This window comes from Carboxylicivirga sp. (assembly GCF_982718395.1).
In genome coordinates this window covers 13,008-37,753 of sequence record NZ_CEXQWX010000012.1, presented here as the reverse complement: position 1 = coordinate 37,753, position 24,746 = coordinate 13,008, and the positions used below count along the sequence as shown (strand labels likewise).

At 36.9% G+C, this 24,746-nt stretch carries 21 protein-coding genes; 10 read left to right on the top strand and 11 right to left on the bottom strand.

Annotated features, from left to right (window positions below; all coding sequences use genetic code 11):
* Window positions 1-4 precede the first annotated feature (4 nt).
* The 6 genes from AC4MRQ_RS04275 to AC4MRQ_RS04250 form a co-directional block, all read right to left on the bottom strand.
* Window positions 5-1,201, bottom strand: a complete 1,197-nt coding sequence (locus AC4MRQ_RS04275) for an FprA family A-type flavoprotein (protein WP_491196411.1) — start codon at window positions 1,199-1,201, stop codon at window positions 5-7.
* Between the two features lie 170 nt (window positions 1,202-1,371).
* Window positions 1,372-1,824 carry an SPOR domain-containing protein gene (locus AC4MRQ_RS04270; RefSeq protein WP_491196410.1) on the bottom strand — a complete coding sequence of 151 codons (453 nt, stop codon included), beginning with the start codon at window positions 1,822-1,824 and terminating at the stop codon, window positions 1,372-1,374.
* A 22-nt stretch (window positions 1,825-1,846) separates the two neighbouring features.
* Window positions 1,847-2,479, bottom strand: a complete 633-nt coding sequence (locus tag AC4MRQ_RS04265; RefSeq protein WP_491196409.1) for a hypothetical protein — start codon at window positions 2,477-2,479, stop codon at window positions 1,847-1,849.
* Between the two features lie 297 nt (window positions 2,480-2,776).
* Complete coding sequence (gene mltG, locus AC4MRQ_RS04260; protein ID WP_491196408.1) at window positions 2,777-3,844, bottom strand: endolytic transglycosylase MltG; 1,068 nt, start codon at window positions 3,842-3,844, stop codon at window positions 2,777-2,779.
* A gap of 24 nt (window positions 3,845-3,868) precedes the next feature.
* The gene (gene murB, locus AC4MRQ_RS04255) at window positions 3,869-4,879 is read right to left on the bottom strand and encodes a UDP-N-acetylmuramate dehydrogenase (protein WP_491196407.1); all 1,011 of its coding nucleotides are present in this window, start codon (window positions 4,877-4,879) and stop codon (window positions 3,869-3,871) included.
* A gap of 159 nt (window positions 4,880-5,038) precedes the next feature.
* A complete protein-coding gene (locus AC4MRQ_RS04250) occupies window positions 5,039-7,054 on the bottom strand; it encodes a methyl-accepting chemotaxis protein (protein WP_491196406.1) in 2,016 nt (671 codons plus the stop codon).
* 246 nt (window positions 7,055-7,300) lie between these two features.
* Between AC4MRQ_RS04250 and AC4MRQ_RS04245 the strand changes: the two genes are divergently transcribed.
* The 7 genes from AC4MRQ_RS04245 (at window position 7,301) to AC4MRQ_RS04215 (ending at window position 16,111) form a co-directional block, all read left to right on the top strand.
* Window positions 7,301-7,843 (top strand): hypothetical protein, encoded by a 543-nt coding sequence (locus AC4MRQ_RS04245; RefSeq protein ID WP_491196405.1) that lies wholly within the window; start codon window positions 7,301-7,303, stop codon window positions 7,841-7,843.
* Between the two features lie 415 nt (window positions 7,844-8,258).
* Window positions 8,259-9,158: a 1,4-dihydroxy-2-naphthoate polyprenyltransferase gene (locus AC4MRQ_RS04240; protein WP_491196404.1), complete on the top strand. Its 900-nt coding sequence runs from the start codon at window positions 8,259-8,261 to the stop codon at window positions 9,156-9,158.
* 5 nt (window positions 9,159-9,163) lie between these two features.
* The gene (locus AC4MRQ_RS04235) at window positions 9,164-10,210 is read left to right on the top strand and encodes an o-succinylbenzoate synthase (RefSeq protein ID WP_491196403.1); all 1,047 of its coding nucleotides are present in this window, start codon (window positions 9,164-9,166) and stop codon (window positions 10,208-10,210) included.
* 3 nt (window positions 10,211-10,213) lie between these two features.
* Window positions 10,214-11,287 (top strand): AMP-binding protein, encoded by a 1,074-nt coding sequence (locus tag AC4MRQ_RS04230; protein WP_491196402.1) that lies wholly within the window; start codon window positions 10,214-10,216, stop codon window positions 11,285-11,287.
* Window positions 11,288-11,515: 228 nt separating this feature from the next.
* On the top strand, window positions 11,516-13,279 hold the full coding sequence (locus tag AC4MRQ_RS04225) for a DUF4091 domain-containing protein (RefSeq protein ID WP_491196401.1): 1,764 nt from the start codon (window positions 11,516-11,518) through the stop codon (window positions 13,277-13,279).
* A 164-nt stretch (window positions 13,280-13,443) separates the two neighbouring features.
* A complete protein-coding gene (locus tag AC4MRQ_RS04220) occupies window positions 13,444-14,628 on the top strand; it encodes a C1 family peptidase (protein WP_491196400.1) in 1,185 nt (394 codons plus the stop codon).
* A 742-nt stretch (window positions 14,629-15,370) separates the two neighbouring features.
* Window positions 15,371-16,111, top strand: coding sequence for a hypothetical protein (locus tag AC4MRQ_RS04215; protein WP_491196399.1), 741 nt, complete (start codon window positions 15,371-15,373; stop codon window positions 16,109-16,111).
* A gap of 24 nt (window positions 16,112-16,135) precedes the next feature.
* Here the strand turns inward: AC4MRQ_RS04215 and AC4MRQ_RS04210 are convergent, their stop codons facing one another.
* Window positions 16,136-16,888 (bottom strand): creatininase family protein, encoded by a 753-nt coding sequence (locus AC4MRQ_RS04210; RefSeq protein WP_491196398.1) that lies wholly within the window; start codon window positions 16,886-16,888, stop codon window positions 16,136-16,138.
* Between the two features lie 177 nt (window positions 16,889-17,065).
* Here AC4MRQ_RS04210 and AC4MRQ_RS04205 point away from each other — a divergent pair, with 177 nt between their 5' ends.
* Window positions 17,066-17,278: a DUF3820 family protein gene (locus tag AC4MRQ_RS04205; protein ID WP_491196397.1), complete on the top strand. Its 213-nt coding sequence runs from the start codon at window positions 17,066-17,068 to the stop codon at window positions 17,276-17,278.
* Between the two features lie 51 nt (window positions 17,279-17,329).
* On the opposite strand, the gene AC4MRQ_RS04200 is transcribed toward AC4MRQ_RS04205, so the two are convergent.
* Entirely contained in the window at window positions 17,330-18,220 is an 891-nt protein-coding gene (locus AC4MRQ_RS04200) for a DUF3078 domain-containing protein (protein ID WP_491196396.1), read from the bottom strand.
* Window positions 18,221-18,286: 66 nt separating this feature from the next.
* On the bottom strand, window positions 18,287-19,114 hold the full coding sequence (locus AC4MRQ_RS04195; RefSeq protein ID WP_491196395.1) for a mechanosensitive ion channel family protein: 828 nt from the start codon (window positions 19,112-19,114) through the stop codon (window positions 18,287-18,289).
* Window positions 19,115-19,276: 162 nt separating this feature from the next.
* On the opposite strand from AC4MRQ_RS04195, the gene AC4MRQ_RS04190 reads away from it, so the two are divergent.
* Both AC4MRQ_RS04190 and AC4MRQ_RS04185 read left to right on the top strand, forming a co-directional pair.
* Window positions 19,277-19,870 (top strand): HAD family hydrolase, encoded by a 594-nt coding sequence (locus AC4MRQ_RS04190; protein WP_491196394.1) that lies wholly within the window; start codon window positions 19,277-19,279, stop codon window positions 19,868-19,870.
* Between the two features lie 9 nt (window positions 19,871-19,879).
* Window positions 19,880-20,506 carry a trimeric intracellular cation channel family protein gene (locus AC4MRQ_RS04185; protein WP_491196393.1) on the top strand — a complete coding sequence of 209 codons (627 nt, stop codon included), beginning with the start codon at window positions 19,880-19,882 and terminating at the stop codon, window positions 20,504-20,506.
* Between the two features lie 57 nt (window positions 20,507-20,563).
* Here the strand turns inward: AC4MRQ_RS04185 and AC4MRQ_RS04180 are convergent, their stop codons facing one another.
* Window positions 20,564-22,570, bottom strand: a complete 2,007-nt coding sequence (locus AC4MRQ_RS04180; protein ID WP_491196392.1) for a tetratricopeptide repeat protein — start codon at window positions 22,568-22,570, stop codon at window positions 20,564-20,566.
* Window positions 22,571-24,709, bottom strand: a complete 2,139-nt coding sequence (locus tag AC4MRQ_RS04175; RefSeq protein WP_491196391.1) for a tetratricopeptide repeat protein — start codon at window positions 24,707-24,709, stop codon at window positions 22,571-22,573.
* Window positions 24,710-24,746 lie beyond the last annotated feature (37 nt).

The window sequence follows — 24,746 nt, the reverse complement described above, 5'->3', positions numbered from 1 at the left end:
AATATTATCTGTTTGCTTTTAGCTTTTCGGCCATTGCAACACCAAGTTGCCAGCAGGCTTCATACTTATCTTCTTTTAATGCATGTTTTTCTTCAACAGCATCAGCAACTTCTTCCCACTTCAGGCTTTCACCTATTTCGCGAAGTTTCTTAACTGATGCCCCGGCCCACGTAAATGAACCTAATACACCAAAATAATGATTGGTCACGCCCATGTGCTGAAGCTTAAGTGCCAATGTCTCCATATTAGGATGTAATTCATTGCTATAGGTCGGACTTCCAAGAATTAAGCCTTTAAATTTAAATATATCCGAAATAATATAAGAAGGATGTGTTTTACTTACATCATAAACACGAACGTTTTTAATGCCATTCTCAGTGATGGCCCGAGCTGTAACTTCAGCCATTTCCTCTGTATTGCCATACATCGAAGCGTAGGCTACAATAACACCTTCTTCACCTTCGTATTTGCTCCATTGGTCATACATTTCAATCATGCGATTGATGTTTTCACGGTAGATAGGCCCGTGAGATGGCGCCACCATTTTTAGGTCTAAGGCACCAAGTTTCTGGAGAGCTTTTTGAACTGGGTTTCCGTACTTCCCAACAATGTTGGAATAGTAACGGCGCATTTCATCTACATAGTGTTCGAAATCCAATTCACCATCAAAAATTCCGCCATCCAATGTACCGAAACTACCAAAAGCATCTGATGAGAATAAGATCTTGTTGGTTTCTTCGAAGCAAACCATTGATTCCGGCCAGTGAACCATCGGCACAGTATAGAAAGTCAGCTTGTTTTTTCCTAACTCAATTGAATCGCCTTCTTTAATAATTTCGAAATTACCTGTGATGCCGTAATATCCTTCAATCATTGGAACAGTTTTCTTGTTACCAACAATTTTCATTTCCGGATATAATTCCGTTAAAATGCGGATAGCTCCCGAGTGATCAGGTTCCATATGATTAACCACAAGGTAGTCAACATTTCGTCCGTTTAATATCGCTCTTACTTTAGCAAGCCATTTTTCAAAATGACCCGCTTCAACGGTATCTACAATGGCTACTTTGTCATCGGCTATAACATATGAGTTGTATGATACACCGCGTTCAAGCGGCCACATGTTTTCGAATAAATTTGTGCGACGATCATTAACACCTACGTAAAAAATATCTTCAGAAAGATTTACCGGTCTGTACATTTTTGTCTGGTTTATATTGTATGTTATTTATTTCGGTATTTGAATGCGCAAAAATAGAAAAAAGTTAGCGAGTAGAAAGAATAAAAGTCATCTTATATCTTGATTAATAACGTGTGGACATTAAAAAAGCCGGCTCCTCTGAACCGACTTTTGTAATATCCCTGATCAATCTATTGACGCCTTATTAAAAGCCATACATCATTATACTTATCGTACTTATTGCGGATTGAATTAATTCTTTCTCTGGCTGGCATTTCTTCATTAAAGGCAGAAACTGATACGCGGTATAATCCATTTTCATTTTCAAGAAGCACCGGCAGAAAACCTTCTTCTATAAGTTGTTTCTTGTAGTTTTGGGCATTTTCAAGAACGCGGAATGAGCCGATAATCACATAGTATTTAAAAACTTCAGACTCTTGGTCGTCAACCACCTTTACTTTTTCTTCTTTAACAACAATTTTTGTTTCAGCAGGTTTGTTTTCCTCTTTAACAACAGGTGTTGTTTCTTCTTTTACATATGGACTGTCACTATCATCAAAGCTTGATGATCCACCGTTTAATGAGGCGCATGATACGGTTGCAACGGCAAGTACGGCTAATGTTAAGGTTTTAAATAACTGCATGTGTTTATTATTTTTAAGGTTATTATCTGCTAGCAAAGCTAATGGCTTCGTAAAACTGTTTCCGCTTGCGAAAATAATTCCAATTTTCTTCTGTTGCCACTTCTTTTAAATAATCTTCAAAAATATTACTGAAAATATAGGCAAATGAAAAATGCTCTGAGCTTAAGTACTCCTGGGAATGGATTGCTTTTATTCGCTTGAGATATTTTTTTATAATCTCATCTTTATTAAGGTTGCTTTTGTACTCACCCTTACGGATACCTTTTTCAAGATTATCTGATAATCGTTTTTCAATAAAATCAAATTTCCTGGCCTGGTATTGATGATAGAGGTCAGGGTACATTCTTAGAATAAATACATATTTGGCTGGAGAAAGCTGCTCAAAGCGTTCATATATTTCCTGTCCGCTTATAATCATGCTGTCTATTGCTCCTTCGGTTTCATACTTTTCAAAATTAAGTACCTCCAAAAGCTCCAAAGTTTTATAGTCCAGGATCTTTTTGATTAACTCATCCGGCGTAGGTGCCCATTTCGTAATATCATTTAGTTGATATCCGATTGCATTGCAGATTTCTGATAAATTGATTTTTTCAGAAGGATGATCATGCAGGTAATCGCGTATTTGCGTGAGCTGTGTTCGTACCTTTCGTTCCATCAGACATCGGATTTATTTATTCAACCCGTAATATGCATTAGAAATTCTATTACGCATCGAAACTACTTCAAAACAAATCTCTTCATTCATTTGCTTCAATTCACCGTAGCGGTGCTACGGCTCATTTCAGTAAATGCTTGTTTTATTGTATTTTCAATGCTCACAACGATGTTCTAATGCATAATCCGGGTTCAAAACGATACCGTAAAATAGTCATTTTAGTTGTAAAACTAAAAATGCGATAATGATAGTGTTCAATCTATTATTATCGCATTTGATATTAATTGATTCAATTATTTATCTGTAAATCCGGTTGGAGTTAAGAGCACGGTGTAATTTTCGAGCATTAATGTTGTGTTGTTTTAGTGTTTTTGCAAAGTTGTGGTAACCCGAAAAATCTTCTTTAGCACACATATACAAGTAATCATGTTGAGTATGGTTCAACACGGCTTCGATACCTGACACAGATGGGATTCGTATTGGACCCGGAGGGAGACCGGTGTGCAAATAGGTATTATAAGGAGAATTTGTTTTTAGGTCCTTAGTCAGCACCCGTTGAATGTTAAAGTTACCAATGGCATATTTAACTGTTGGGTCAGCTTGCAAACGAATGTTCTTTTTTAAACGGTTAATATATAATCCTGCTACTTTAGGCTTTTCGTCAGGTTTGATAGTCTCTTCATCAACAATGGCAGCCAGTGCACTGATCTCCTTAGGGCTCAGACCAACTTTTTTTGCTTTGGCAACTCTATCTTCACTCCAGAACTTTTTATACTCCTTATGCATACGTTTAATGAAGTTTTCAGGTGAAGTATTCCACCAAAACTCGTAAGTATTCGGAATAAAGAGTGCCGGTGCAGTAGCTTCGTTAAATCCCAAGCTTTCAAAGGTTTCTTTCGAGTTTAACGCACTTAATAATTCGATGCTATCACATTCAAGGTATTGACTTACCCTACCTGCCAATTCCGGCATTGTTCTGATATTATTAAAGGTCACTTTCACTGGTGACTGATTGCCTGACCGGAGTGTATTAACAAGTTGGTTATTTGACCAATTGTTTTTGAGGCGATAGCGTCCAGGTTTAACGCTGTTATACTGTTTCAATTCGGCTACCCATTTGAAACCTTTTACATTTTTCAGATAGCCGCCATCTTCAAGTGCTATGTATACATCTTCCAAATCTGCCCCGGTAGGTATATAGATAATTTCTTTACCTTCAGGAACGATTACGTTAGCTGCATAAATGCGATTGTAGTATGATTTACCAACAAAAACAGCAACAAGCATTAAGATGATCAACAGGTATATGATTCTGATGAAAGTCTTATTGGTTTTTGTTTTTTTACTTCGTTGTTTAATTGTCATGTCAGGTGTTTAGTGAATATGTTTTTAAATCACATTGACTTCGGGTTCAATGGCAATATTGTATTTTTTGTAGATGCTGTCAATAATAGCTTTGGCCAGATCAAGTATTTGTTGTCCGGTGGCTTTACCTTTATTAATTAAAACCAAAGCTTGCTTACTATGCACAGCTGCATCTCCAATTGATTGACCTTTCCAGCCCGCCTGTTCTATTAGCCATCCTGCAGGTACTTTTACCTGCTCTTCATTGATTACATAACCGGGTATTGTTGGGTATTGTTCTTTCAGACAGTTAAAGTCTTTTGCACATATAACCGGATTTTTAAAGAATGACCCGGCATTTCCAATTTCATCAGGTTCAGGTAATTTGCTCTTTCGAATGTCAATAATCACCTGACGAACGGTATTAAGTGATAATTCTTTGTTGTTCAGCTGCTCCTTAATTGGTCCGTATGTTAGATTATATTGTTCTGTTTTATTGAGTTTAAATATCACTGACGTGATAATGGTTTTATTTTTAAGTTCTGTTTTAAAGATGCTTTGTCGATAATCGAACAAACAATGCTCATTATCAAACTCGAATGACGTTTGGTTTTCAATATAAAAGCCTTTTACTTTTTCAATGCAGTCTTTTACTTCAACCCCATAAGCACCAATGTTCTGAACCGGAGATGCCCCAACACTTCCCGGAATGTAGGATAGGTTTTCAAGTCCGTACCAGTTGTTGTTAACTGTATACTCTACCAATTCGTCCCACTCAACTCCAGCTTCAACTTCAAGCCAGATGTGTTCTTGTGTTTCATTAATAACAGAGATGTTATTTATAAGAGGATGAACAATCGTACCATTAAAATCATCCTTAAACAGGATATTACTTCCCCCGCCCAATATCAAATATGGTTCTTGCTTTTCATTTACCTGGCTTAAAGCCTCTTTAATCTCGTTAATGTTTTTACACGCTAAATATGCTCGCGCATTAACATTAAAGCCGAAGGTATTGAACGAAGTCAGGTTAAAGTTCTGTTTTGTCTCAATCATATAGCTGCTATTGAGCAGGCAAAGATAAAAGAATATGTGGTTTATGGTTTGCCAACAACTCATTGAATGAATATTTACAAACTGTAATATTCATCCCATAAGTAAAAAAATAAAACACGAGGAAGGTTTGCGCCTCCCTCGTTTTATCTCTCCAGTCTTTTAGATACTTTCATATTCACCCTCTTTGTAAACTTCTTGGGGATTGAAGGTGTTGTCTTGTAGATTGACTGAAGAACCGGATGTGCTCGGTTGAGATTGGGGCTTTCCCATTTTAGCCTCCTTTGTATTGTTTGATTTACTAATCTTAAAAAATTGCATCATTCGATCCAGCTCCGAAGCCTGGCCTGATAATTCTTCCGAGCTTCCTGCCATTTCTTCGGCTGATGAAGCATTTTGTTGTGTAACGGCGCTAAATTGATGGATAGCTGAGTTCACCTGATTTACTCCCTGCTCCTGTTCGTTACTGGCACTTGCTATTTCCTGCACCAGCATCGATGTTTTATTAATGTCAGGTATAATTTCCTGTAAGAGTTGATGTGAGTTTTCAGATATTTTGGCTCCATCGTTGGTTAAACTAACAATTTCGCTGGCTGCGTCTTTACTTCTTTTAGCTAATTTTCTAATCTCCGTTGCAACAACTGTGAAACCCTTACCGTTTTCACCTGCACGAGCCGCTTCTACTGCTGCATTAAGGGCTAATATATTCGTTTGTTGGGCAATTTCAACAATGGCTTTAATTTTAGTATTAATGTTGGCTGATGAAATCATATTTTGCTCTGAGGCTTTAGCAACATTCTGAATAGACTTTGACGATTTGTCTGACATCTCATGTGCTTGTCGGGCATTGGATGCGTTTTGTTGAATATTGGCCGTCATTTCTTCCATTGATGAAGAAATTTCTTCAGCTGAAGCTGCCTGTTCGTTTACACCGCTGGAAATCTGTTGTGCTCCTGAGGTTAGCTGCTGACTCGCAATCGCCAGGTTATCCGATCCTGTTTTAATGTTGGATACTATGCTCTGTAACTGAGTAACCATATTGATCAGTGCTATGGCTAATTGTCCTATCTCATCTTTTTGGTTAACATCAACTTGTGCAGTTAAATCGCCTTTTGCCACCTTATTAGCAAATTGAAGGGATTTTTTTATCGGGTTAACCAGGTTACCTGTGATGAAATAAGCCAAAGCTATGGCAACAATAACTGCTCCGATAATTATTATAAGCACTATAAATTGGGTGTTTTCAGCTTTATCCAACATCACCTCATCGGTAAGCAAGTATTTCTTTGACTCTTCTATGGTTTTTTCAAATAACAGCCCCATCGTTTCGAGGTATGCCATGGTTTCGTTGTGATAGATGTCTTTTGCCTGATCCATTCCCTTCAGATTCATGGCACTCCATTTACCAATTTCATCTAGAAGGGATAAAACCTCTTCAGTATTTCTTTTAATGGTTGAATTAAAATAATTGCGTGCTGCAATGTTGTCACCATTGCGCTGAAAGCTTTCTAATTTATATATACTTGTATGTAATTTGTTGTGTTTTTCAATAACCTTTTCAAGGAGTTTTTCAATTTCCGGGTATTCCTTTTTCATATTTACCACTTCATCGGAATTCAGCCATTTACCAAAATTACACTGCCTGGGATCTTTGGTAACATTGATGTGCTTTGCATTATCAATAAAAATGGCATCTTTAACATCGTTCATCCACAGAAGGTGATCTAACTCAGCCTGTTTCAGGTGAAGTGAAATATGCCAGTCCATATGCCTATAAACATCTGCTAGTTTTATAGCTGATTGATGTAAATGCTTATGTGGTTCTTCAAACTCGTTAAGGATTGGTTCCAGTTCAGGTACTAATTCCAGCGCTTGTTTTCTGCCTTCACCATAATACCATTTTCCAAAGGCACATTTGTGATAATCAGTTTGAACGGTTAGTTTCGTAACTTCATCATCAGATAGTAATCGGTTGAGTTCCTTAGCCCATATTAAATGATCTACATATTTACTTTCGAGATCTGAACGAAGTTTATTACCGTCAATTGATTCTGAGGCATTGCCGACAATTCCATTGATTCCGAATATTGCCCATAAACCACTTATGAGTAATAAAGTAATAATAATACCAAAAGCAATTAAGAATTTTCTGCTTAGTTTCAAGTTATTCCATTTCATGATTATGCGGTCTCTTTTATTGTGAGAAAGTAGGTGTTTCAACGTGGTGGTTAATAAAAGGTTAGGGTTTTAAATTTAGGTAAAGAAGTGCGCAAATAATACAAAAAAATTACTACCTAAGTACCAACGCGTTATTGATTTTTTGAAAGTTGTATTTTAATAAAAATTAACATTGTTAGATTCAAATAAAACATGCTGATTAGTAGTTTCTTTCACATTTTTTTCAAAATATTTAATAAAACTGGTATGTCAATTGTTCTTTTGGCCAGAAAACTTGTTATGATGGCAGAAGACGTTTGGGATTTAATGACCAATGCATTTGACTATGAGAGGCGTAGGTGCAGGAAACATTTTGAAGAAGTTTGCAAAAGAACTTCGTATCAACTAATAGAGCATCGGTCGAATGGTAATTTACTTGGCTTTATCGGATACTGGAATCTTGGAAAGTGGATTGCTATTGAACACATTGCAGTACAACCAAAGGAGCGTCCTGATAAAATAGTACCGGTGTTGTTAGAGATGTTACATAGTGCAGTAGATAAAGGAGTTATAGTTATAACAGAAGTTGATGTTTTAAGTGCTGATTCCAGTCAAACATACAAAGAACTTTATCGTTTGTGTGGTTTTATCGAAAATCCATATATATACATCCAACCGTCTTATCATAAAGGGTACGCATCCTTTCCACAAAAGATAATGAGTTATCCTTCAGGGATTTCTTATTTGCAATTTAAAGATTTGAGAAGTTTGCTTTACCGTTTTGTTTATGGGCAAAGGCAGATTGGATAATTATTGTAATATCTCATTTAAGTGGTAGATTATCAGTGAATTAATCTTGAGTCGCATGGGCTGATGTACCATGGGGTTATATGATGTTTTGGGACACTTATAATCTATTTGAATATTCAATACCTAACGGAATTGTGCGGTGTTGGTATTGTGACTAATCGCAGATAGGATACTGTTGTTTTGATGAGGTTAAATTGAAAAGCTCTTTAATTTTCTTCATCCATTGATTGTAGATTATTCGAAGATCAATTATCTAGGTTATTCATCAGTTTCCTCGTTAAATTATTACTTAAACTTACCTTTCTTATTACAGGCCATGGTTAGAGTGAAGAATTAAAAGAGAATAGCTTTACGAAAATACTTGCTGACAAGACTTGTTTAAATATGATTATTTACATTTGTGTAAAAATTAAATATGACAAAGGCACAAGCTTGGGTTAATGCATTTCGTTTACGCACTTTACCATTAGCACTCTCTTCGATAATTATGGGTAGTAGCGTGGCTGCTTATTACGGTACCTTTAGCTGGACGGTATTATTATTAGCAGCTTTAACCACCTTATTCTTGCAGGTACTTTCCAATTTGGCTAATGATTATGGAGATACGGTTAATGGAGCGGATCATGATGAAAGGCAGGGACCGGACCGGATGGTTCAATCTGGTATTATTTCCAAACAATCGATGCTTAAGGGGATATATATAATGGCAGGTTTAGCCCTATTATCGGGTTTGACTTTAATCGCTGTTGTATTTCCGAATGTTAGCTTGATAAGTTTTTTATTTTTCGTATTGGGTATAGGAGCTATTGCAGCAGCCGTTAAGTATACTATGGGGAGCAATCCATATGGCTACAGGGGGTTAGGTGATTTTTATGTACTTGTGTTTTTTGGTTTTGTAGGGGTAGGAGGATCATACTATCTGCATACGCAAGCTATAAACCTTTCTGTTGTATGGCCCGCTTTATCGGTTGGTTTTTTAAGCGCTGGTGTGCTTAACTTGAACAATATGCGTGATGTGCAAAGTGATACATCGGCCAATAAAAACACATTGGTGGTAAAATATGGCTTAAGCAAGGCTAAAAAGTATCATTATTTTTTGGTGAGTATGGCGATTACTTGTGCGATGGTATTTGTTGTTTTAAACCAGGCAAGCTTGTTAGCTTATATATTTTTGGTAAGCGTACCTTTATTTATAAGACACCTGTTTGTTGTTGTTAAGGCCAATGATGCTAAGGATTTTGATCCGGAATTAAAAAAACTGGCCATAAGTACCTTTCTTTTTGTATTGTTGTTTGCTTTAGGCTTGTTAATATAGTAGCTATGTATAGAGCAGAATACATTAAGCGAATTTTAGTTTTTAATGAGGCAGGAGGTACCTCGCGTGGTACACTTTATCAAAAGCCAAGTTGGTTTATTAAAATTTGCGATGAAAAAGGCAGAACAGGGGTAGGAGAGTGCTCCATAATACCAGGCTTAAGTATAGATGATACTCCGGGACTGGAAGCTAAAATACAGGATGTATGTATTCATATTAATGACTATATCAGTAACTATCATCAGTCTTTGAAGTTGTACCCATCACTTCGTTTTGCTATCGAAATGGCTTTGTTGGATCTTAAAAATAAAAAGCCTTACGAATTATTTCCATCTGATTTTACAAGAGGACATGCTTCCATCACGATAAACGGACTAATATGGATGGGTTCAGCTGATGAAATGCTGAAGCGGATCGAGCTTAAGCTGCAAAGTGGATTTACCTGTTTGAAACTAAAGGTTGGCGCAATTGACTTTGACGAAGAGTTGAAAATATTACAAACGATACGATCACGTTATTCTGTCAGGGAGCTGGAACTGAGGGTGGATGCCAATGGAGCCTTTTCATTTAATGATGCTTTGAAGAAGTTAGAGGCACTTTCGAAATATAATCTACACTCAATAGAACAACCCATCAAGGCCGGACAGGTACAAGAGATGCATCAACTATGTAAAGAAACTCCTATTGCTATTGCACTCGATGAAGAATTAATTGGCATTCATGATTCAGGTGAAAAAAGCGAGTTGATAAGCTCAATTCAACCACAGTATATAATTTTAAAACCCAGTTTGGTGGGAGGTTTTCAATCGGCCGAAGAATGGATTGATGCTGCTGAAAATAATCACGTTGGTTGGTGGGCTACATCGGCTCTTGAAGCTAATATTGGCCTCAGTGCCATTGCCCAATGGGTCTTCACAAAGAAAAACTCAATGAAACAAGGTTTGGGTACTGGACAAGTATTTAGTAATAATATTGTATCTCCGCTTAACCTGAAAGGTGAGCAGTTATATTATGAACAAGGTGCAAAGTGGGACGACCCCTTTGATATGTAGAATATGACCAAGGACGATTCTCATATAAAATACGATTCACTGTACCTTAATGGACATCATTACGTTGGGGTGTCAGGCATTCAGCATCTGACTGAACAATTAAAAGCTTCGAAATCTGAAGAACATCTTAATATTGCACACTTTCTGGATGAATGGACCAATAATAATGACACTATAGCACTTCAAACATCTGGTAGTACAGGGACACCCAAACAGATTATGGTGAAAAAAAAGTCCATGATAGCTTCGGCCAAAAAAACAATAAAATTTTTGGGTTTAAGCAAAGCTGATACAGCCCTTCTATGCTTATCAGCTAAATACATTGCCGGCAAAATGATGATTGTGCGAGCCTTGGTTGGACAGTTAAATCTGATAGTTGGTAATGTGTCAAGTGATCCACTCGCAAATATTGATCGGGAAATAGATTTTGCCGCCATGGTACCAATGCAAGTGAGTCAACTTATGGAAAAATCTCCTCAATCACTAAAGCGAATCAAACATTTAATCATTGGTGGAGGAAATCTTAATAAGAACACCATCGAGCACCTTAAAAGAGCCGGTGTTAATGCTTGGGAGACCTATGGGATGACCGAAACAGTATCTCATATAGCATTACGCTCTATTCATCAATATAATGAAGGTTTTAAGGTGCTGCCTAATATCAGAATATCAACTGATGATAGGCAGTGCCTGGTTGTTGAAGCTTCAGATGTTAATGAGCAAACCCTAATTACCAATGATATTGTTGAAATAGATGCCTCTAATCATTTTGTTATAAAAGGACGCTACGATAATGTTATTAATTCAGGTGGTGTTAAACTAATGCCAGAGGAGATTGAAGCTAAGTTACAAAAACAAATACCATTTGAGTTTATTATTTCCTCAAAGGAAGATGAGGTGTTGGGGCAAAAATTGGTTTTAGTGCTGGAGCTGAAGAATAAAAGAGAATTTATTAGCCCTGATTATTCAGAACTCAATCGTTTTGAGGCTCCTAAAGAAGTGGTTTATATCGATGAATTTCCAAGAACTGAAACAGGTAAACTACATCGATATAAAATCAAACTTCTGTTGAAGTAGGTTACAATAGTTCCTTTATAGCTGTCGACCGTTAGCCTAAAAGCGTTGGTAATATGCCTTTATGAATATGAAGTAAATAAAGATCGAATCCGGAAAGTCGGGTTCACTTCGTGTGGTTTATTATTTATGATGTGAGATTTATTATTAGGATAATACTGCTCGCTAACTGCTGTCTTAAAACTAACAGACTATTATATTATATTTGCTGGTAATTTGAATCTCACGATAATGAAAGTTTTACTGCTTAATTTGTTCATCTTCGCCTTAATAGCAACTTCATGCTACAATCAAAGGCCTGATATAACCTGTACCACATTTAATGAACCGGAAGATCCTGAGACTCCAGATGTATTGGAGTGGGAAGCCACCGGGCGAGGACTGCACCTTTCCTTTGGAAGCAAGGATGTAAAGTACAAAAAGGGAAAAGTACCCATGCTGGCAGTAACTAAAGATAAAGAAATACTTGCTTGGAAAGGGGAATCAGTATCCTTTCAAGCAGTATTGTGGAGCGCATTTCCTGTGGAGCAAATTGAGTGTGAGTGGGAAAATCTGACAACACCGAAGGGTGATACAATTTCGCGTGATATTATACAAACCCGATTTGTACGATATATTCTAAGCGACACTGATTTTATTAATGGGGAATCTGATAATATCGCCTGGCGCGATTCATGTTTGCTACCTGATATGCTCGACAGTCTGCCTTGTATGAATATGGAGGCACAATCAGTCAGACCATTATGGGTAACAATAAACATACCTGGCGATGTTACAGAAGGTACTTATAATGCTTCCCTTAAGGTTTATTCAAAGAAAAATCCACCTCAGGAATTAAGACTGAAACTGGATATTTGTAGCAGGGTATTGCCCAAACCGGAAAATTGGCGATTCCAAACGAATATGTATGTCAATCCTGATGCAATTGCTGATTGGCAGCAGGTCCCCGTTTGGTCAGATGAACATTACAAAGCCTTAACTCCATATGTTGAGTTAATGAAACGGGCTGGACAAAAAGGAATTAATGTGACGGTTTTTAATCACGAACATCAAAATACCAATTATCAACCTTTGATTAAATGGAAAAAAGAGCTGAATAATCAAATGAAGGCTGATTTTACCCAATTTGATTTGTGGGTTAAGTTTTTGATGGAGAATGGAATTTCGTCACAATTGGATTGTTTTGTTTATAATCCGGATGGCGATAATAAACTCATTTATTTGGATGAAAGGAATAATGAGCTCATCAGAAAACAGTTGGATGTTGTGCAGGATCGTAAAATTATGGAGCAATGCTTAAAAGAAATAATTAATCACCTTAAGGAACAAAACTGGTTTGGAAAGGCTGTATTTGCTATTGATAAAGGGGATACTGAAACAATTAGCAATTTAAAGCATCTTCTTCAGGAAATTGAACCGGATATCAAAATGGAGTTGGTTGCACATGATTGGACGTCAGGTTTACTGAAAGATGTGTATGCTGCGAATGTACCTTCGGGATTTAGTACACTTAAGGAATGGTTTAAGTTGCGTCATCAGCAGGGACTCGAAACATCCTATGAACTTGAAAGTAATGTTGCCTATCCAAATACGTACATCCATTCGCCTTCTGCTGAAGCTTCGTGGTTAGGGTGGTATGCTGCTGCACAAGGATTGGATGGTATTCATATTGATAATTTCAACAACTGGGGGCAAAAACCATTATTTGATGCCAGAATGTTAAAGGCTTCCAGTGGAAGTAATTATTTAATTTACCCGGGAGCTCGAAGTTCCATCAGATTTGAAAGACTAATCGAAGGTCTACAGGATTATGAAAAAGTATTAGTGCTGAGAGAGCAACAATTGACTCAAGAGTCGGCTGAAAATATCCAAAATCTTGAGTTAATTGATGAGGTATTGAGTGATTTTGTTATTGATCGTATTCCTCGTGAGAGTGCGAGCCAAATGGTGAAAAACGGGCAGGAATTGATTAAGCAGTTATCGGTAAATAATTAGATTGAGATTGCATTTGATGTTCATGGTACACTTGACAATTTCCAAGGACAAAACGAATAAGTGTGGCGTATGAATTATGTCATAACACATTAGCAACATCTTTTATTTATTTGTACTGTAATGGTCTGCCATTATTTAAGTTGACACATTAATAAAGTAATTATATGAAACTATTATCAACAATTTTATTTAGCCTGATTTGCTTAACAATTGTGGCGCAGGAGAAGAGTGAAGGATACAAATTTGAAACGATCTATGATTTAGAAGCGACTTGTGTTAAGGATCAGCACCGTTCAGGTACGTGTTGGAGTTTTTCAGCTTTAGGTTTCTTTGAATCGGAAATGATCCGTAAAGGGAAAGAACCTGCAAACTTGTCTGAAATGTTTGTTGTTCGTCATTGCTATTCAGATAAAGCAGAGAAGTATGTTCGTTTACACGGATCACTGAATTTTGGTCCTGGCGGAGCTTTTCACGATGCAGTGTATGTGATGAAAAAGTACGGAATGGTGCCAGAAGAAGTATATTCAGGTCTTGAATATGGTGAAGAATCACATGTTCACGGTGAAATGGATGGTATATTAAAAAACTATGTTGATGCCGTAATTAAGAATCCTAATAAGAAGTTGAGTCCTGTTTGGAAAAATGGTTTTGATAGTGTTTTAGATGCATATCTTGGAGAAGAACCTAAATCGTTTGAAGTTGATGGTAAGGATTATACACCACAAACCTATATGAAAGAAGTTGTTGGCCTGGATATGGATGATTATATTCAGGTTACTTCATATACACATCATCCTACTTATGAAACCTTTATTATTGAAGTGCCTGATAACTGGCTGTGGGGTGAAGTATACAATGTAACGCTTGATGACTTAATGACGATTTTCGAGCATTCACTGGAGAAGGGTTATACAATTGGTTGGGCTGCTGATGTCAGTGAAAAAGGATTTTCTCATACCAATGGTGTTGCCATTGTACCAGAAAATGATGCAAAAGAAATGTCAGGATCGGAGCGTTCACGTTGGGAAAGTATGTCTCGAGCTGACAGAAATAAAATGTTATACAGCTTTGATAAACCAGTAAAGGAGAAAGTAATTACTCCAGAGTTGCGTCAGGAAGCGTATGATAATTACCAGACTACGGATGATCATGGAATGCAAATAACAGGTTTAGTGAAAGATCAAAATGGTACTAAGTATTTTAAAGTGAAAAACTCATGGAATACCAACAATAAGTATGATGGATATTTCTATGCTTCAGAGGCTTTTGTCAAGTATAAAACTATGTCGATAATGATTAATAAAAATGCTCTGACTAAAGACTTGAAGAAAAAGCTCGGAATTAAATAACAAGTGATTGAATATACTATAAAGGGTGGCGGTTGTCACCCTTTTTTATGTGATTAGAAATGCAATTGATCTGTAGCGTCTAATTGTATAACAAGCTAGATGTAGTAAACTTCGCTTGTTTAGGCATATTACAAGTTAATAATTCAATATAATCATTGGCAAATAAATGCTTTGAATAAAGATTCTGGGTTTCAGAAGCTCCTCTTAGACATGGTACTAACGTAATAAGTTATGAAGTTTTCGTAGAAAAATTTTTGAATTAACTAAAAAAGCTACATATTTGTGAATGTTAAAATGTGTAAATAATTGATGCATTATTACACAATATTAATTTAGAATTACAAAGTCGCGTTAAAAAAGTTTAAAAGATTGATTTTGATTCAATATTTAATGAACTTTATTTTTGCGAATTGAGTATAAAGATTTATGAAGCTTTCTTCATAAGTTAGGGTTAAGGTTAGGTTGAAGAAGGAATGTTTGAAAAGTCAAGCATTCCTCTTTTTTTGTCTAATAATGAACTTTTTATTCGTAAATGCGTTAAATATGTAGTTAAGATTTTTTTCATAGATTTGGATTTTGAGTTAAGGTTAGAATTTAAAAGGAGCTTGGTTGCCAAGTTCCTTTTTTTATTCAGCTTGTTTTGTACTTAAAATCTGCCACTTATAACTTATAGTTTATTCGATAATTCCTCTAAAAAGTAAAAACTCTTTATATATTTGTTGCGGGAACTAAATTTATTAAAATGAGAGTGGGAAACTTATGCAGAGGTTCTGTGCTTCTGTTCATTATGTTGTATTTTCTTCAGAAAAGTACACTGGCAATTGGTATTGAAGAAAGATCACCAGAGAAAGCTGATTTTATTATTGAGGGTGATTTAGAAGGCAAGTATTTTACGTCTTGCGATACTTGTAACGTCTTTCAACTCAAAGCCAAGTATGATGGTTTTATTCAACTAAAGTTGAAAAATACTAATGAGACCTCAAAAGTTGTAACAATTTACAACTTGGCAGACTTATCGGTCGTTACGCAAGGTAAAACTAAACTTGAAAATCAAGTTAATAAGTTTGGTTTTAAAACTTGTAAAGATTCTGTTTATATAATTGATTGGCATGTAAATGACAATGAGTCTTTTGAATGGAGTGGGAAACAGGAGGAGGTTGCTGGTATAAGCTCTAATAATGCTATTTCAATCAAAGAAGAAAAAGTCACAACAACACATTCTTCTGATACCGATCAATGGTATGTTTATACCGCAGAGGAAGATAGTCGTGTTTGCATATCGAGTGTCGGATTGACAAAGGAAAACACATGTTTGTTTGTTTACAAAGACCCACAGGAAGGTAGTATAGCATCAAGTATGGGAAAGTCCGGAACACTTCAGGCCGAAGTTACTATTCATTGTGAGAAAGGAAAGAAGTACTACCTGAAATGGAGCAATGCATTTACATCAGCGGACTACAACTGGACAATTAAATCGCTATAAAGAATGTCATTCTTACATGTTGTTTTAATAACTGTAGAAATCAGTTAATTCAGTGTTAGCTAGTTCTACCAGAAATTGACTGATTACATGGCATAAATCGTTAAAGTAACGTTCTCCTTTTTCGGCACTTGACTGATAAGGATTACCAACACCTGTGTCATTCGTGATATGGGTCCAGTTGCGTTCTGTCCAGGCCCATTTGTGATTGAGAGCTTTTGTTTTAAAAGACTTGTATTGACCGTTACCGGCTTCGGATAGAGGACGAACCAGCTCGGGGTATAAATACATCATTAAGCTTGTTTCTATTTCATCAGCATGTTCGCCGGGATGAGAGAAATAATTATTGGCATCCAAAGCCTGAAACCAATTGCAGGTAATGATTTTTTTATCCGGGTATGGTGCACCTGCCTCTCTTATAATTGATTTAAAGTCATTGCCTCCATGCCCATTAAATATTAGCAGTTTATCACATTGCCTGAATACTGACTCGGCAACATCTTTTATGATTGCAAGCTGTGTGCTTGGCATCATGTTAATAACAAAAGGGATATCAGTTTGACCGGTATTTACTCCAAAGGGTATTTCAGGTAAGATTAGAACCTTTGCTCCATTAGCATTAGCAATCTCAACTGCCTGATTGATCATTACCCCATTTTGGAAGTTATCTGTACCGTAAGGCAAATGAAAATTATGTGCTTCGGTTGCACCCCAAGGAAGTATGGCCAGGTCAAATTGATTATTGTTAATGTCTTGTAAGTTGAGTTGTTTTAGCTGCATAACTGAGTTAGGATCTGAAGTTTTAAAAGTGTATTAATAAAAGGTGTTTAAATTGTTTAATACGAAGCTTAAGGTAATACGATTGCTTTAATTATACAACAACGGTTAAGTAATTCTTGAAATTGAATTACGATATGATGTATTTAATTTTGTTACTTTGGCAGCTGAAATTTAGATATGATGAACCCTGAATTATTAGAAGCTTTAACCTCCATGCGTATGCCATTTGGAAAATATAAAGGGAGGATATTATGTGATTTACCAGAACCTTACCTGGTATGGTTTCACAATAAAGGATTTCCTGAAGGGAAGCTTGGGATGCTTCTGCATACCTTATATGAAATTAAGTTGAATGGTTTGGAGTACTTACTTAAACCATTAAGAAAATAGAAGCCCTGGTTAATTGGCTTAACCAAGGCTATAAAATCCGATTAGTAAAAGTTACCGTCCGAACTTATAATTTATACCAAAACCAAAGAGTTGTTTAAATTGCGCGCGTGCACCTTCGGGATTTCCTTCTTCATTTATATAATCTATGTCATCATCGTAAATCAGGTTTACAGAGGCTACAGCACTTAAGAAGTCATTTACCTTCATGTTGAAAGCTACTTCCCAATCTACGTCAATATTTTGTGGATTGTTGCCTAAGTTTGAGAACAGGTCGAGGCGAGTACTTACATCCACGTTTTTTACAATGTTGGCTTTCTTTGCCAATAATTTAACCGATGCACCATATTCACTTCTTACGTGCTTTAAGGTGTCAACACCAAAAGCTCCTTCTCTCGAAAGCGAATCATCCAATACAATGGTCATTTTGCTGGTTAATGGTGAAATGTATACCGAGAAATTATCGTTTGGTTTATAATCCATACCGAGCGAGAAATTCACATAAGCCGGTGCCATAAACTCTGACAATTTAATTGTGTTTTCTGGTGGATCGTTGTATCCTACATCGAATTGAGTTTTAAAGTCCATCAAACCAGTATAGTACCATTTACTACCATCGGCCTGGTAACCTATTTTAGACGTTAAATATAGCTTATCTTCAGTCTTTACAAGGTTGTCAGTTCCTTGCTTGGTCAAACCATAACCCAGATCAATCGTGTTGTCCCAACTGACTCTTTCTTTGCTGTAATTCAAGTGCATATTGAATAAGAAGGTACCGGCAATAGAATTTTTACCACCAGCAGCCCAGTTGGTTAATGATACCTGGTTAAAAGTAAAAGCCGAAGTGCCACCAACTTTCCAGTACTTAATAGTATCGCTCTCTGCCGTTTGACCAATTGCTGTAACTGCAACAAATAAAAGGCAAATGCTTAAAACTTTCTTCATAAATAAATTAAGATTAAAAAAAAGAAATGCTCCACTTTGCAGTGGAGCTTTAATATACGTTAATAATTATTTTTCGTTATACATATGCACATCTCGTTGTGGATAAGGTATAGTGATGCCTTGTTTATCAAACTCTTTCTTAACAAATTCCATCATGTAGAAATATACATCCCAGTAATCAGATGTTTTAGACCATACGCGAGTTACAAGATTAACTGAACTATCGCCATGTTCCAATACACCAACAAACATCTCGGGATCTTTCATGATCTTTTCATTCTTATTTGCAACTTCAATAATGATATTGCGAGCCTTATCAATGTCGTCGTCATAGCCAATACCAAATACAAAGTCAACACGTCGTGTTTTTTCTTTGGTGTAGTTGATCATTGCTCCGGTTGATAAGCCTCCATTGGGAATAATTACCACTTTATTATCCAGTGTCGTCAGTATGGTGTTGAATATTTGTATTTCTTTAACTAAACCGGCATGTCCTTGTGCTTCGATATAGTCGCCAACTTTAAATGGTTTTAAAATGAGTAAGATTACTCCACCTGCAAAGTTTTGTAAGGTGCCAGACAGTGCCATACCAACAGCCAAACCAGCCGCACCTAATATGGCAATAAATGATGTCATCTGAATACCAAGGTAAGTGATGACACTAATGAATAGAAGGATTTTTAATGTAACAGAAGTCAAACTGACAATAAAGGGAACTAATGTTTCGTCTACTTGTCGTGATACCAATACGCGTTTAAAGCCTTTAACTATTTTATTAATAATCCACAGACCAACAACAGCAATTAGAATGGCACCTAAAACCTTAATTCCGTTGGCAATAATCCAAGCTTGAATCGGTTCCCAATCAAATTTTCCAATACCTAATTCTTCCATAATAAATGAGTTAAGTTTTAATTAATAAATCTTGGTTAAAACACATCAGTGTTACTAATGTTCATGCAAATTTAGTATTTGTTATTGATTGAAAACAAAAAATTAAATTCAGAATGATTACTTTCGCGGCGCAATAAAGTTAGAATGCTTTAAAATACTAAAATGACTGAAAGAAAGATTGTTGTACCTGAAGGCATAAAAGGGTTAATATTTGATATGGATGGTACTTTACTGAACAGTACGCCTGTACATTACAAAGCCTGGTTAGAAGCTTGTCAGCCATTTGGTGTTGAATTTAGTTATGATTTTTTTATAACCTTAACTGGTCGACCAGTGGTTGAGTTGGGTAAAGATCTGATTGAACGCTATAAAATGGATGCTGATCCCTTTGAGTTAGTGGCTAGGAAGGAGCAGTTGGTTAAAAGCAATCTGCATAATGTACAGATTATTAAACCGGTTTTTGAAGTGGTAAAGAACTTTCAGGGGCGTTTACCAATGGCAGTGGGGACTGGAGCAAGTCGTGAACGAGCCAATAAGCTCTTAACAGATAGTGGTATTATTGATCGTTTTGATGTAATTGTTACTTCAGATGATGTAAACAACTACAAGCCGCATCCCGAAACATTTTTAAAGGCTGCTGAATATATTCAGGTTCAACCTGAGGATTGTCTTGTTTTTGAAGATGGCCATTTAGGGATGGATGCAGCTACAAGTGCCGGAATGCAAGTGATAGATGTTAAACCATTCTATGAGTAAAGTGCCCGAATGCCAAATTTTGATCTGATATTAATATTTGATTACATTGGAACCATGGTGTTTGCAATCAGTGGAACGCTCACTGCCGCGCAAAAGCGCCTTGATATTTTTGGTGCTATATTTATTGGTTTTGTAACGGCAATAGGAGGAGGAACGGTACGCGATCTCATGCTTGGCAACCTACCGGTATCCTGGATTCAATCGAATAATTATTTCTTTCTGATATTGGCCGGAATATTAATTACCATCATATTTAAGAAGACTGTGTTGAAACTCCGAAATACCTTATTCTTATTCGATACCATCGGAATAGGTGTATTTACTGTTATTGGTCTGGAAAAAGCACTTGCTTTTGGTATTTCAGCGCCAATCGCTGTGATAATGGGACTTTCTTCAGCTGTTGTTGGAGGTATTATTCGCGATACTTTAACAAATGAGGTACCGCTGATTTTCCATAAAGAGATTTATGCGACTGCCTGTATAACTGGAGCAATAGTTTATTTGGCTTTATACCATTTTAATGTGCCAGAGATTGTTTGCGAAAGTATAACTGTGGTAACGATAATCGGGATTCGTTTATGGGCAGTCAGGTATAACATTACCATGCCACATATTTCATTGGGAGAGAAAGAGTAGTTTAATTTCTGGTTTGTCGAATTGATAATTTGATGAATTGCTGATACCTAATAATAACTATTCACTGTCAAAGCCAAGGTGTTCAGCAATGTTCTTGTATTCCAGAGCTTTATTCATATCGCCCAGTTTTTCGCATGCTTCGCCAAGGTAGAAATATGCTTCCGCTTTGTCTTTTTTAATCCGGGTTGCCTGAAGTAAATCGTTGTAGGCCTTTTCATACTTTTTAAGTTCCAAGCGGGTGCGACCGCGATTATACTTCACTTTATACGATTTCTTCTTAATCTTATCGGCCTTTGAATAATCTTTTTCGGCATTTTCAAGATCACCCATTTCAACATGCAAGCCTGCTCTGCGCACCAAAGCATCAAAAAACTGTGGTTTTAACTTGATGGCCTTATTAAGATTGGCCATTGCCGACGGTTTGTCCTTAAACTTAAGGATACATTCATTAGCCATTAAGTAGTATTCACGGGCAAAGTCTTCCACATTCTTCTGCTGACGCTTCAGGGCACTGTTTAGCTCTTTAACTTCTTTTTCGAGTTTGGTAATTTTCGATAGTCTGATTGCAATCAGTCGTTGTACTGATTCAACAGACAGTGACTCTTGTTTTTCATTGGCCAGGGCAAAAGAGTTGACTGCATCAAAAAAGGCATTATCCTCAAACTTTATCGCTGCCAATTTGTATAAATCCTGTGCTTCGGCTTTATTCAGTTCTTTTTGAATCAGTACTTTATTGTTGGCTGCTTTTGAGAATTTAACCACCTCTTTATTGACAATCACATCACGAGGCGATATTTGGGTTTTAAGTACAATACCTTGCAAAGATACACAACGCGATAAAGCTACATACAGTTGCCCACCGGCAAAGGCACCACCTGAGAAATCGAGCATAACTTTGTCAAAGGTTAGTCCCTGGCTTTTATGAACAGTGATCGCCCACGCCAGTTTAAGTGGGTATTGGGTAAACGACCCCAATTCTTCCTCAATTATGCGGTTATTTTTCTCATCGTACTTGTAACGAATGTTGCGCCATACCTCTTTTTCAACCAAATGAATTTCCTCATTTTGCAGGCGCACATAAATACCGTTCTCGTCAATATCTTCTATTCGGCCCAAGCTGCCATTGTACCAGCGCTTTTCCATGTCGTTTTTCACAAACATCACCTGGGCATTTTCTTTTATCACCAATTCCTTTAAGGTTGGCAGACCTGATTCGGGGAATTCGCCTGATATGCGTCCCGTGAACTCATGCTCTTCGCCTTCGAGCTCTTCGAGTTTGCTGTCGTTGATATAATCAACTGTATCACGTCGAGTGGCAAGGGTAATAAAGAATTCGTCTATGGGACTTTGGAAAGCTGGATTAAAACGGGCATTGATGGCCTGAATATCATTTGTGCCAGCCTGATTGATACGTATCCGATCCAAAAGATTAACGAAGGTTGTATCATTCTGTCGGTATACTTTCTTTAATTCAATCTGTACCAGTGGAATCTGCTTAAACACCCTGGCTGAGAAGAAATAAGGTGAGGGGTAAAAGTGCCGCAATATCTGCCAATCATCTCGCTTAACAACTGGCTCCAACTGAAATACATCACCAACCATTAGTATTTGCTTGCCTCCGAATGGTTGATTCATGTTTTTTGTATAAACCCTTAATACCCGATCGATAAAATCCAGAACATCACCTCTTACCATAGATACTTCATCGATGATCAACAGGTCAAGTTCTTTGATAATTTTAGTATGCGCCTTACGATATTTAAGAAAGTCAAAAATACGACCTTTTTGAGTTGATAAGTCAGGATCATCGGGCAGGATAGGACGGAAGGGAACTTTGAAAAACGAATGGATGGTAACTCCACCGGCATTAATAGCAGCAATACCAGTTGGCGCAACAACCACAAATTTCTTGTGTGTTTGCTGACAGATATAGCGCAAAAAGGTTGATTTACCAGTACCAGCCCGCCCTGTTAAAAATACAGATGAGTTGGTGTGTTGGATCAATTTCAGGGCATCCTGAAACTCTTGATTATCTGTATCAAAATTCTCCGGTAAAACACTCATTTATTCTACTTCAGCAATTCGTTCTTCTCCTGATAATTCTTCTGATCCGTAGCGTTTGATTACATTGTATGCTTTGTAAATACCCAATTCTCCGGCTTTACTCAAGTCAGCTGTTCCATTAGCTTCTTGTTTCAGATAGATTAGCGTTAAACCTCTGTTGAAATAGGCTTCGGCAAAATCAGGATTCAGCTCAATGGCCTTAGTAAAGTCTTCAACCCCTTGCAAAAAGTTCTTTTTTAAACATTGAATAATGGCCCTGTTATAGTATGCAAATTCAAATTCAGGAGCTAATTCAATTATGAGGTTCAGATCTTTAAGAATTAATTCATAATCCAGTATGTGAGAGGCTTCTTTTTCAATTTTAGGAGTCGATAGATTACTGTTATTCCCATTTATTGAGCCGTTCAGCATGATGTTGTTTGGCGCTTGTGTTTCCTCCTCTAATGCTTTAATGATCTCAACCATTTTATGACGAGAGTAGGCCCTGTTGAATAAGGCAATCACATTATCCGGATCAGATTTTAATATTTCGTTATAATCTGCCATGGCACTACTGTAGTTCATCACCATGCTATATAATGCACCTCTGGTAATAAGTATATCCCGGTCGGTTTCTTCGTCTTTAAGCTCTTCAGTAATTGAACTGATATCATTTGTCAAGCGGATGTATTTGAGCCCTTCTGCTTCGATCTCTTTATTAGTAATGATCATAGGGCGCTTGTACAGTTCTTTCTTATTGAAGGCCACTAACTCTTTCTCATAATAAGGCGGACGACTTAAAATCGTATCGCCACTATAATAGGTCAGGCCAAATACAGGTTCCAGGTCAATGAAGATATTTCGGTTTTGCACTTTACCACGGATGCTTTCAATCTGTTCCTCTTCTTTATCGCCTTCCTCAAAGTCATCCAAGACTGCCAGTTTGTTGTAATTCTGGATGTTTTTATCTGACTTCTTACGCGTTTCTTTTTTCTTCTTTTTTGATTTTTTACCTTTGTTATCGGAGTCATCATCATCTTTCGATGCATATTCGCTATTCTGTCGCTTGTCGTATTGAAGCTTAATCGCTGTTCCGTAATCCAGTTTAGCACCTTCCATATCACCCAAATTTTGCTTGGCAATGCTTCTGTTATAATAGCCTGCTCCAAAGTCGGGATAATTCTTTACAATGATATCCAGATCGGTTAAAGCCTTTTGAAATTGTCCGAGATCCAGGTACAATAAAGATCGATTGTAGAGCGTAAGAAGATCATTTGGATCAAGTGCCAAAACACGTGAAAAATCATCAATAGCTCTGTTTTTATCCCCAACTTGTGCTCTCAGTATTCCACGGTTATTATATGCAAGAGCGTTCTTGGGATCAAGCTCAATCACCTTGTCGAAATCGCTCATGGTTCCTCTTAAGTCGTCCAGCTGATACCTGATGACTCCACGCGTCATATAATAACCTGCAAAATCACTCTTCAACTCAATTACTTTATCAAAATCCTTCAGCGCATCTTCAAATTGCTGTAACTGATAATAAAGTATCCCTCGCGAAGCAAATGCTTCAGACATATATGGATTTCGCTTTATCACCATGCTATAATCATCAAGAGCGCCAATAGAGTCGCCCGCATTAATCTTCGCAGCTCCACGGCTGAGGTAAGCACTTAGCATCGAAGGGTTGCGCTCAATGATCTTATTAAAATCTTCAATAGCCAGGTCAAATTCTTCCAGCATCGAATGACTGTTACCACGGTTAATCAGTAGATTTATGTTTTCGGGATCAATCTCCAAGCCGCTTGAATAATCATCAATTGCTTTTTCGTAATTCTTTTTCTTACTCATAATGATACCTCGAACATTATAGGCATCCACTAAAAAAGGGTTCTTATTTAAGCAGGTGTTAAGGTCAACTTCGGCACCATTAAAATCTTCCAGGTAATACTTAGCAAGTCCTCTGAAAAAGTACGGATCAGACAAATAAGGTTTTGCTTTGATTACTTTATTAAAATACTGTATAGCTAATACGTAATCTTCGAAGTAGAGCGCATTTTTACCAATAGTCAGCATTCGGTCAGTATTGATTTGCGCGTTGGTATTAATACTAAAGAAGCATTTAAACAGTAATATTACGAGGATGTATCTTTTTATCATACAGTTAATCTGAAAACAACAATGCGAACAAATATAC

What these genes read in the sequence shown, in the direction of transcription:
- AC4MRQ_RS04275 (WP_491196411.1), bottom strand. Translation starts at nt 1,201, where the DNA reads ATGTACAGACCGGTAAATCTTTCTGAAGATATTTTTTACGTAGGTGTT.
- AC4MRQ_RS04270 (WP_491196410.1), bottom strand. Translation starts at nt 1,824, where the DNA reads ATGCAGTTATTTAAAACCTTAACATTAGCCGTACTTGCCGTTGCAACC.
- AC4MRQ_RS04265 (WP_491196409.1), bottom strand. Translation starts at nt 2,479, where the DNA reads ATGGAACGAAAGGTACGAACACAGCTCACGCAAATACGCGATTACCTG.
- mltG (WP_491196408.1), bottom strand. Translation starts at nt 3,844, where the DNA reads ATGACAATTAAACAACGAAGTAAAAAAACAAAAACCAATAAGACTTTC.
- murB (WP_491196407.1), bottom strand. Translation starts at nt 4,879, where the DNA reads ATGATTGAGACAAAACAGAACTTTAACCTGACTTCGTTCAATACCTTC.
- AC4MRQ_RS04250 (WP_491196406.1), bottom strand. Translation starts at nt 7,054, where the DNA reads ATGAAATGGAATAACTTGAAACTAAGCAGAAAATTCTTAATTGCTTTT.
- AC4MRQ_RS04245 (WP_491196405.1), top strand. Translation starts at nt 7,301, where the DNA reads ATGTCAATTGTTCTTTTGGCCAGAAAACTTGTTATGATGGCAGAAGAC.
- AC4MRQ_RS04240 (WP_491196404.1), top strand. Translation starts at nt 8,259, where the DNA reads ATGACAAAGGCACAAGCTTGGGTTAATGCATTTCGTTTACGCACTTTA.
- AC4MRQ_RS04235 (WP_491196403.1), top strand. Translation starts at nt 9,164, where the DNA reads ATGTATAGAGCAGAATACATTAAGCGAATTTTAGTTTTTAATGAGGCA.
- AC4MRQ_RS04230 (WP_491196402.1), top strand. Translation starts at nt 10,214, where the DNA reads ATGACCAAGGACGATTCTCATATAAAATACGATTCACTGTACCTTAAT.
- AC4MRQ_RS04225 (WP_491196401.1), top strand. Translation starts at nt 11,516, where the DNA reads ATGAAAGTTTTACTGCTTAATTTGTTCATCTTCGCCTTAATAGCAACT.
- AC4MRQ_RS04220 (WP_491196400.1), top strand. Translation starts at nt 13,444, where the DNA reads ATGAAACTATTATCAACAATTTTATTTAGCCTGATTTGCTTAACAATT.
- AC4MRQ_RS04215 (WP_491196399.1), top strand. Translation starts at nt 15,371, where the DNA reads ATGAGAGTGGGAAACTTATGCAGAGGTTCTGTGCTTCTGTTCATTATG.
- AC4MRQ_RS04210 (WP_491196398.1), bottom strand. Translation starts at nt 16,888, where the DNA reads ATGCAGCTAAAACAACTCAACTTACAAGACATTAACAATAATCAATTT.
- AC4MRQ_RS04205 (WP_491196397.1), top strand. Translation starts at nt 17,066, where the DNA reads ATGATGAACCCTGAATTATTAGAAGCTTTAACCTCCATGCGTATGCCA.
- AC4MRQ_RS04200 (WP_491196396.1), bottom strand. Translation starts at nt 18,220, where the DNA reads ATGAAGAAAGTTTTAAGCATTTGCCTTTTATTTGTTGCAGTTACAGCA.
- AC4MRQ_RS04195 (WP_491196395.1), bottom strand. Translation starts at nt 19,114, where the DNA reads ATGGAAGAATTAGGTATTGGAAAATTTGATTGGGAACCGATTCAAGCT.
- AC4MRQ_RS04190 (WP_491196394.1), top strand. Translation starts at nt 19,277, where the DNA reads ATGACTGAAAGAAAGATTGTTGTACCTGAAGGCATAAAAGGGTTAATA.
- AC4MRQ_RS04185 (WP_491196393.1), top strand. Translation starts at nt 19,880, where the DNA reads ATGCCAAATTTTGATCTGATATTAATATTTGATTACATTGGAACCATG.
- AC4MRQ_RS04180 (WP_491196392.1), bottom strand. Translation starts at nt 22,570, where the DNA reads ATGAGTGTTTTACCGGAGAATTTTGATACAGATAATCAAGAGTTTCAG.
- AC4MRQ_RS04175 (WP_491196391.1), bottom strand. Translation starts at nt 24,709, where the DNA reads ATGATAAAAAGATACATCCTCGTAATATTACTGTTTAAATGCTTCTTT.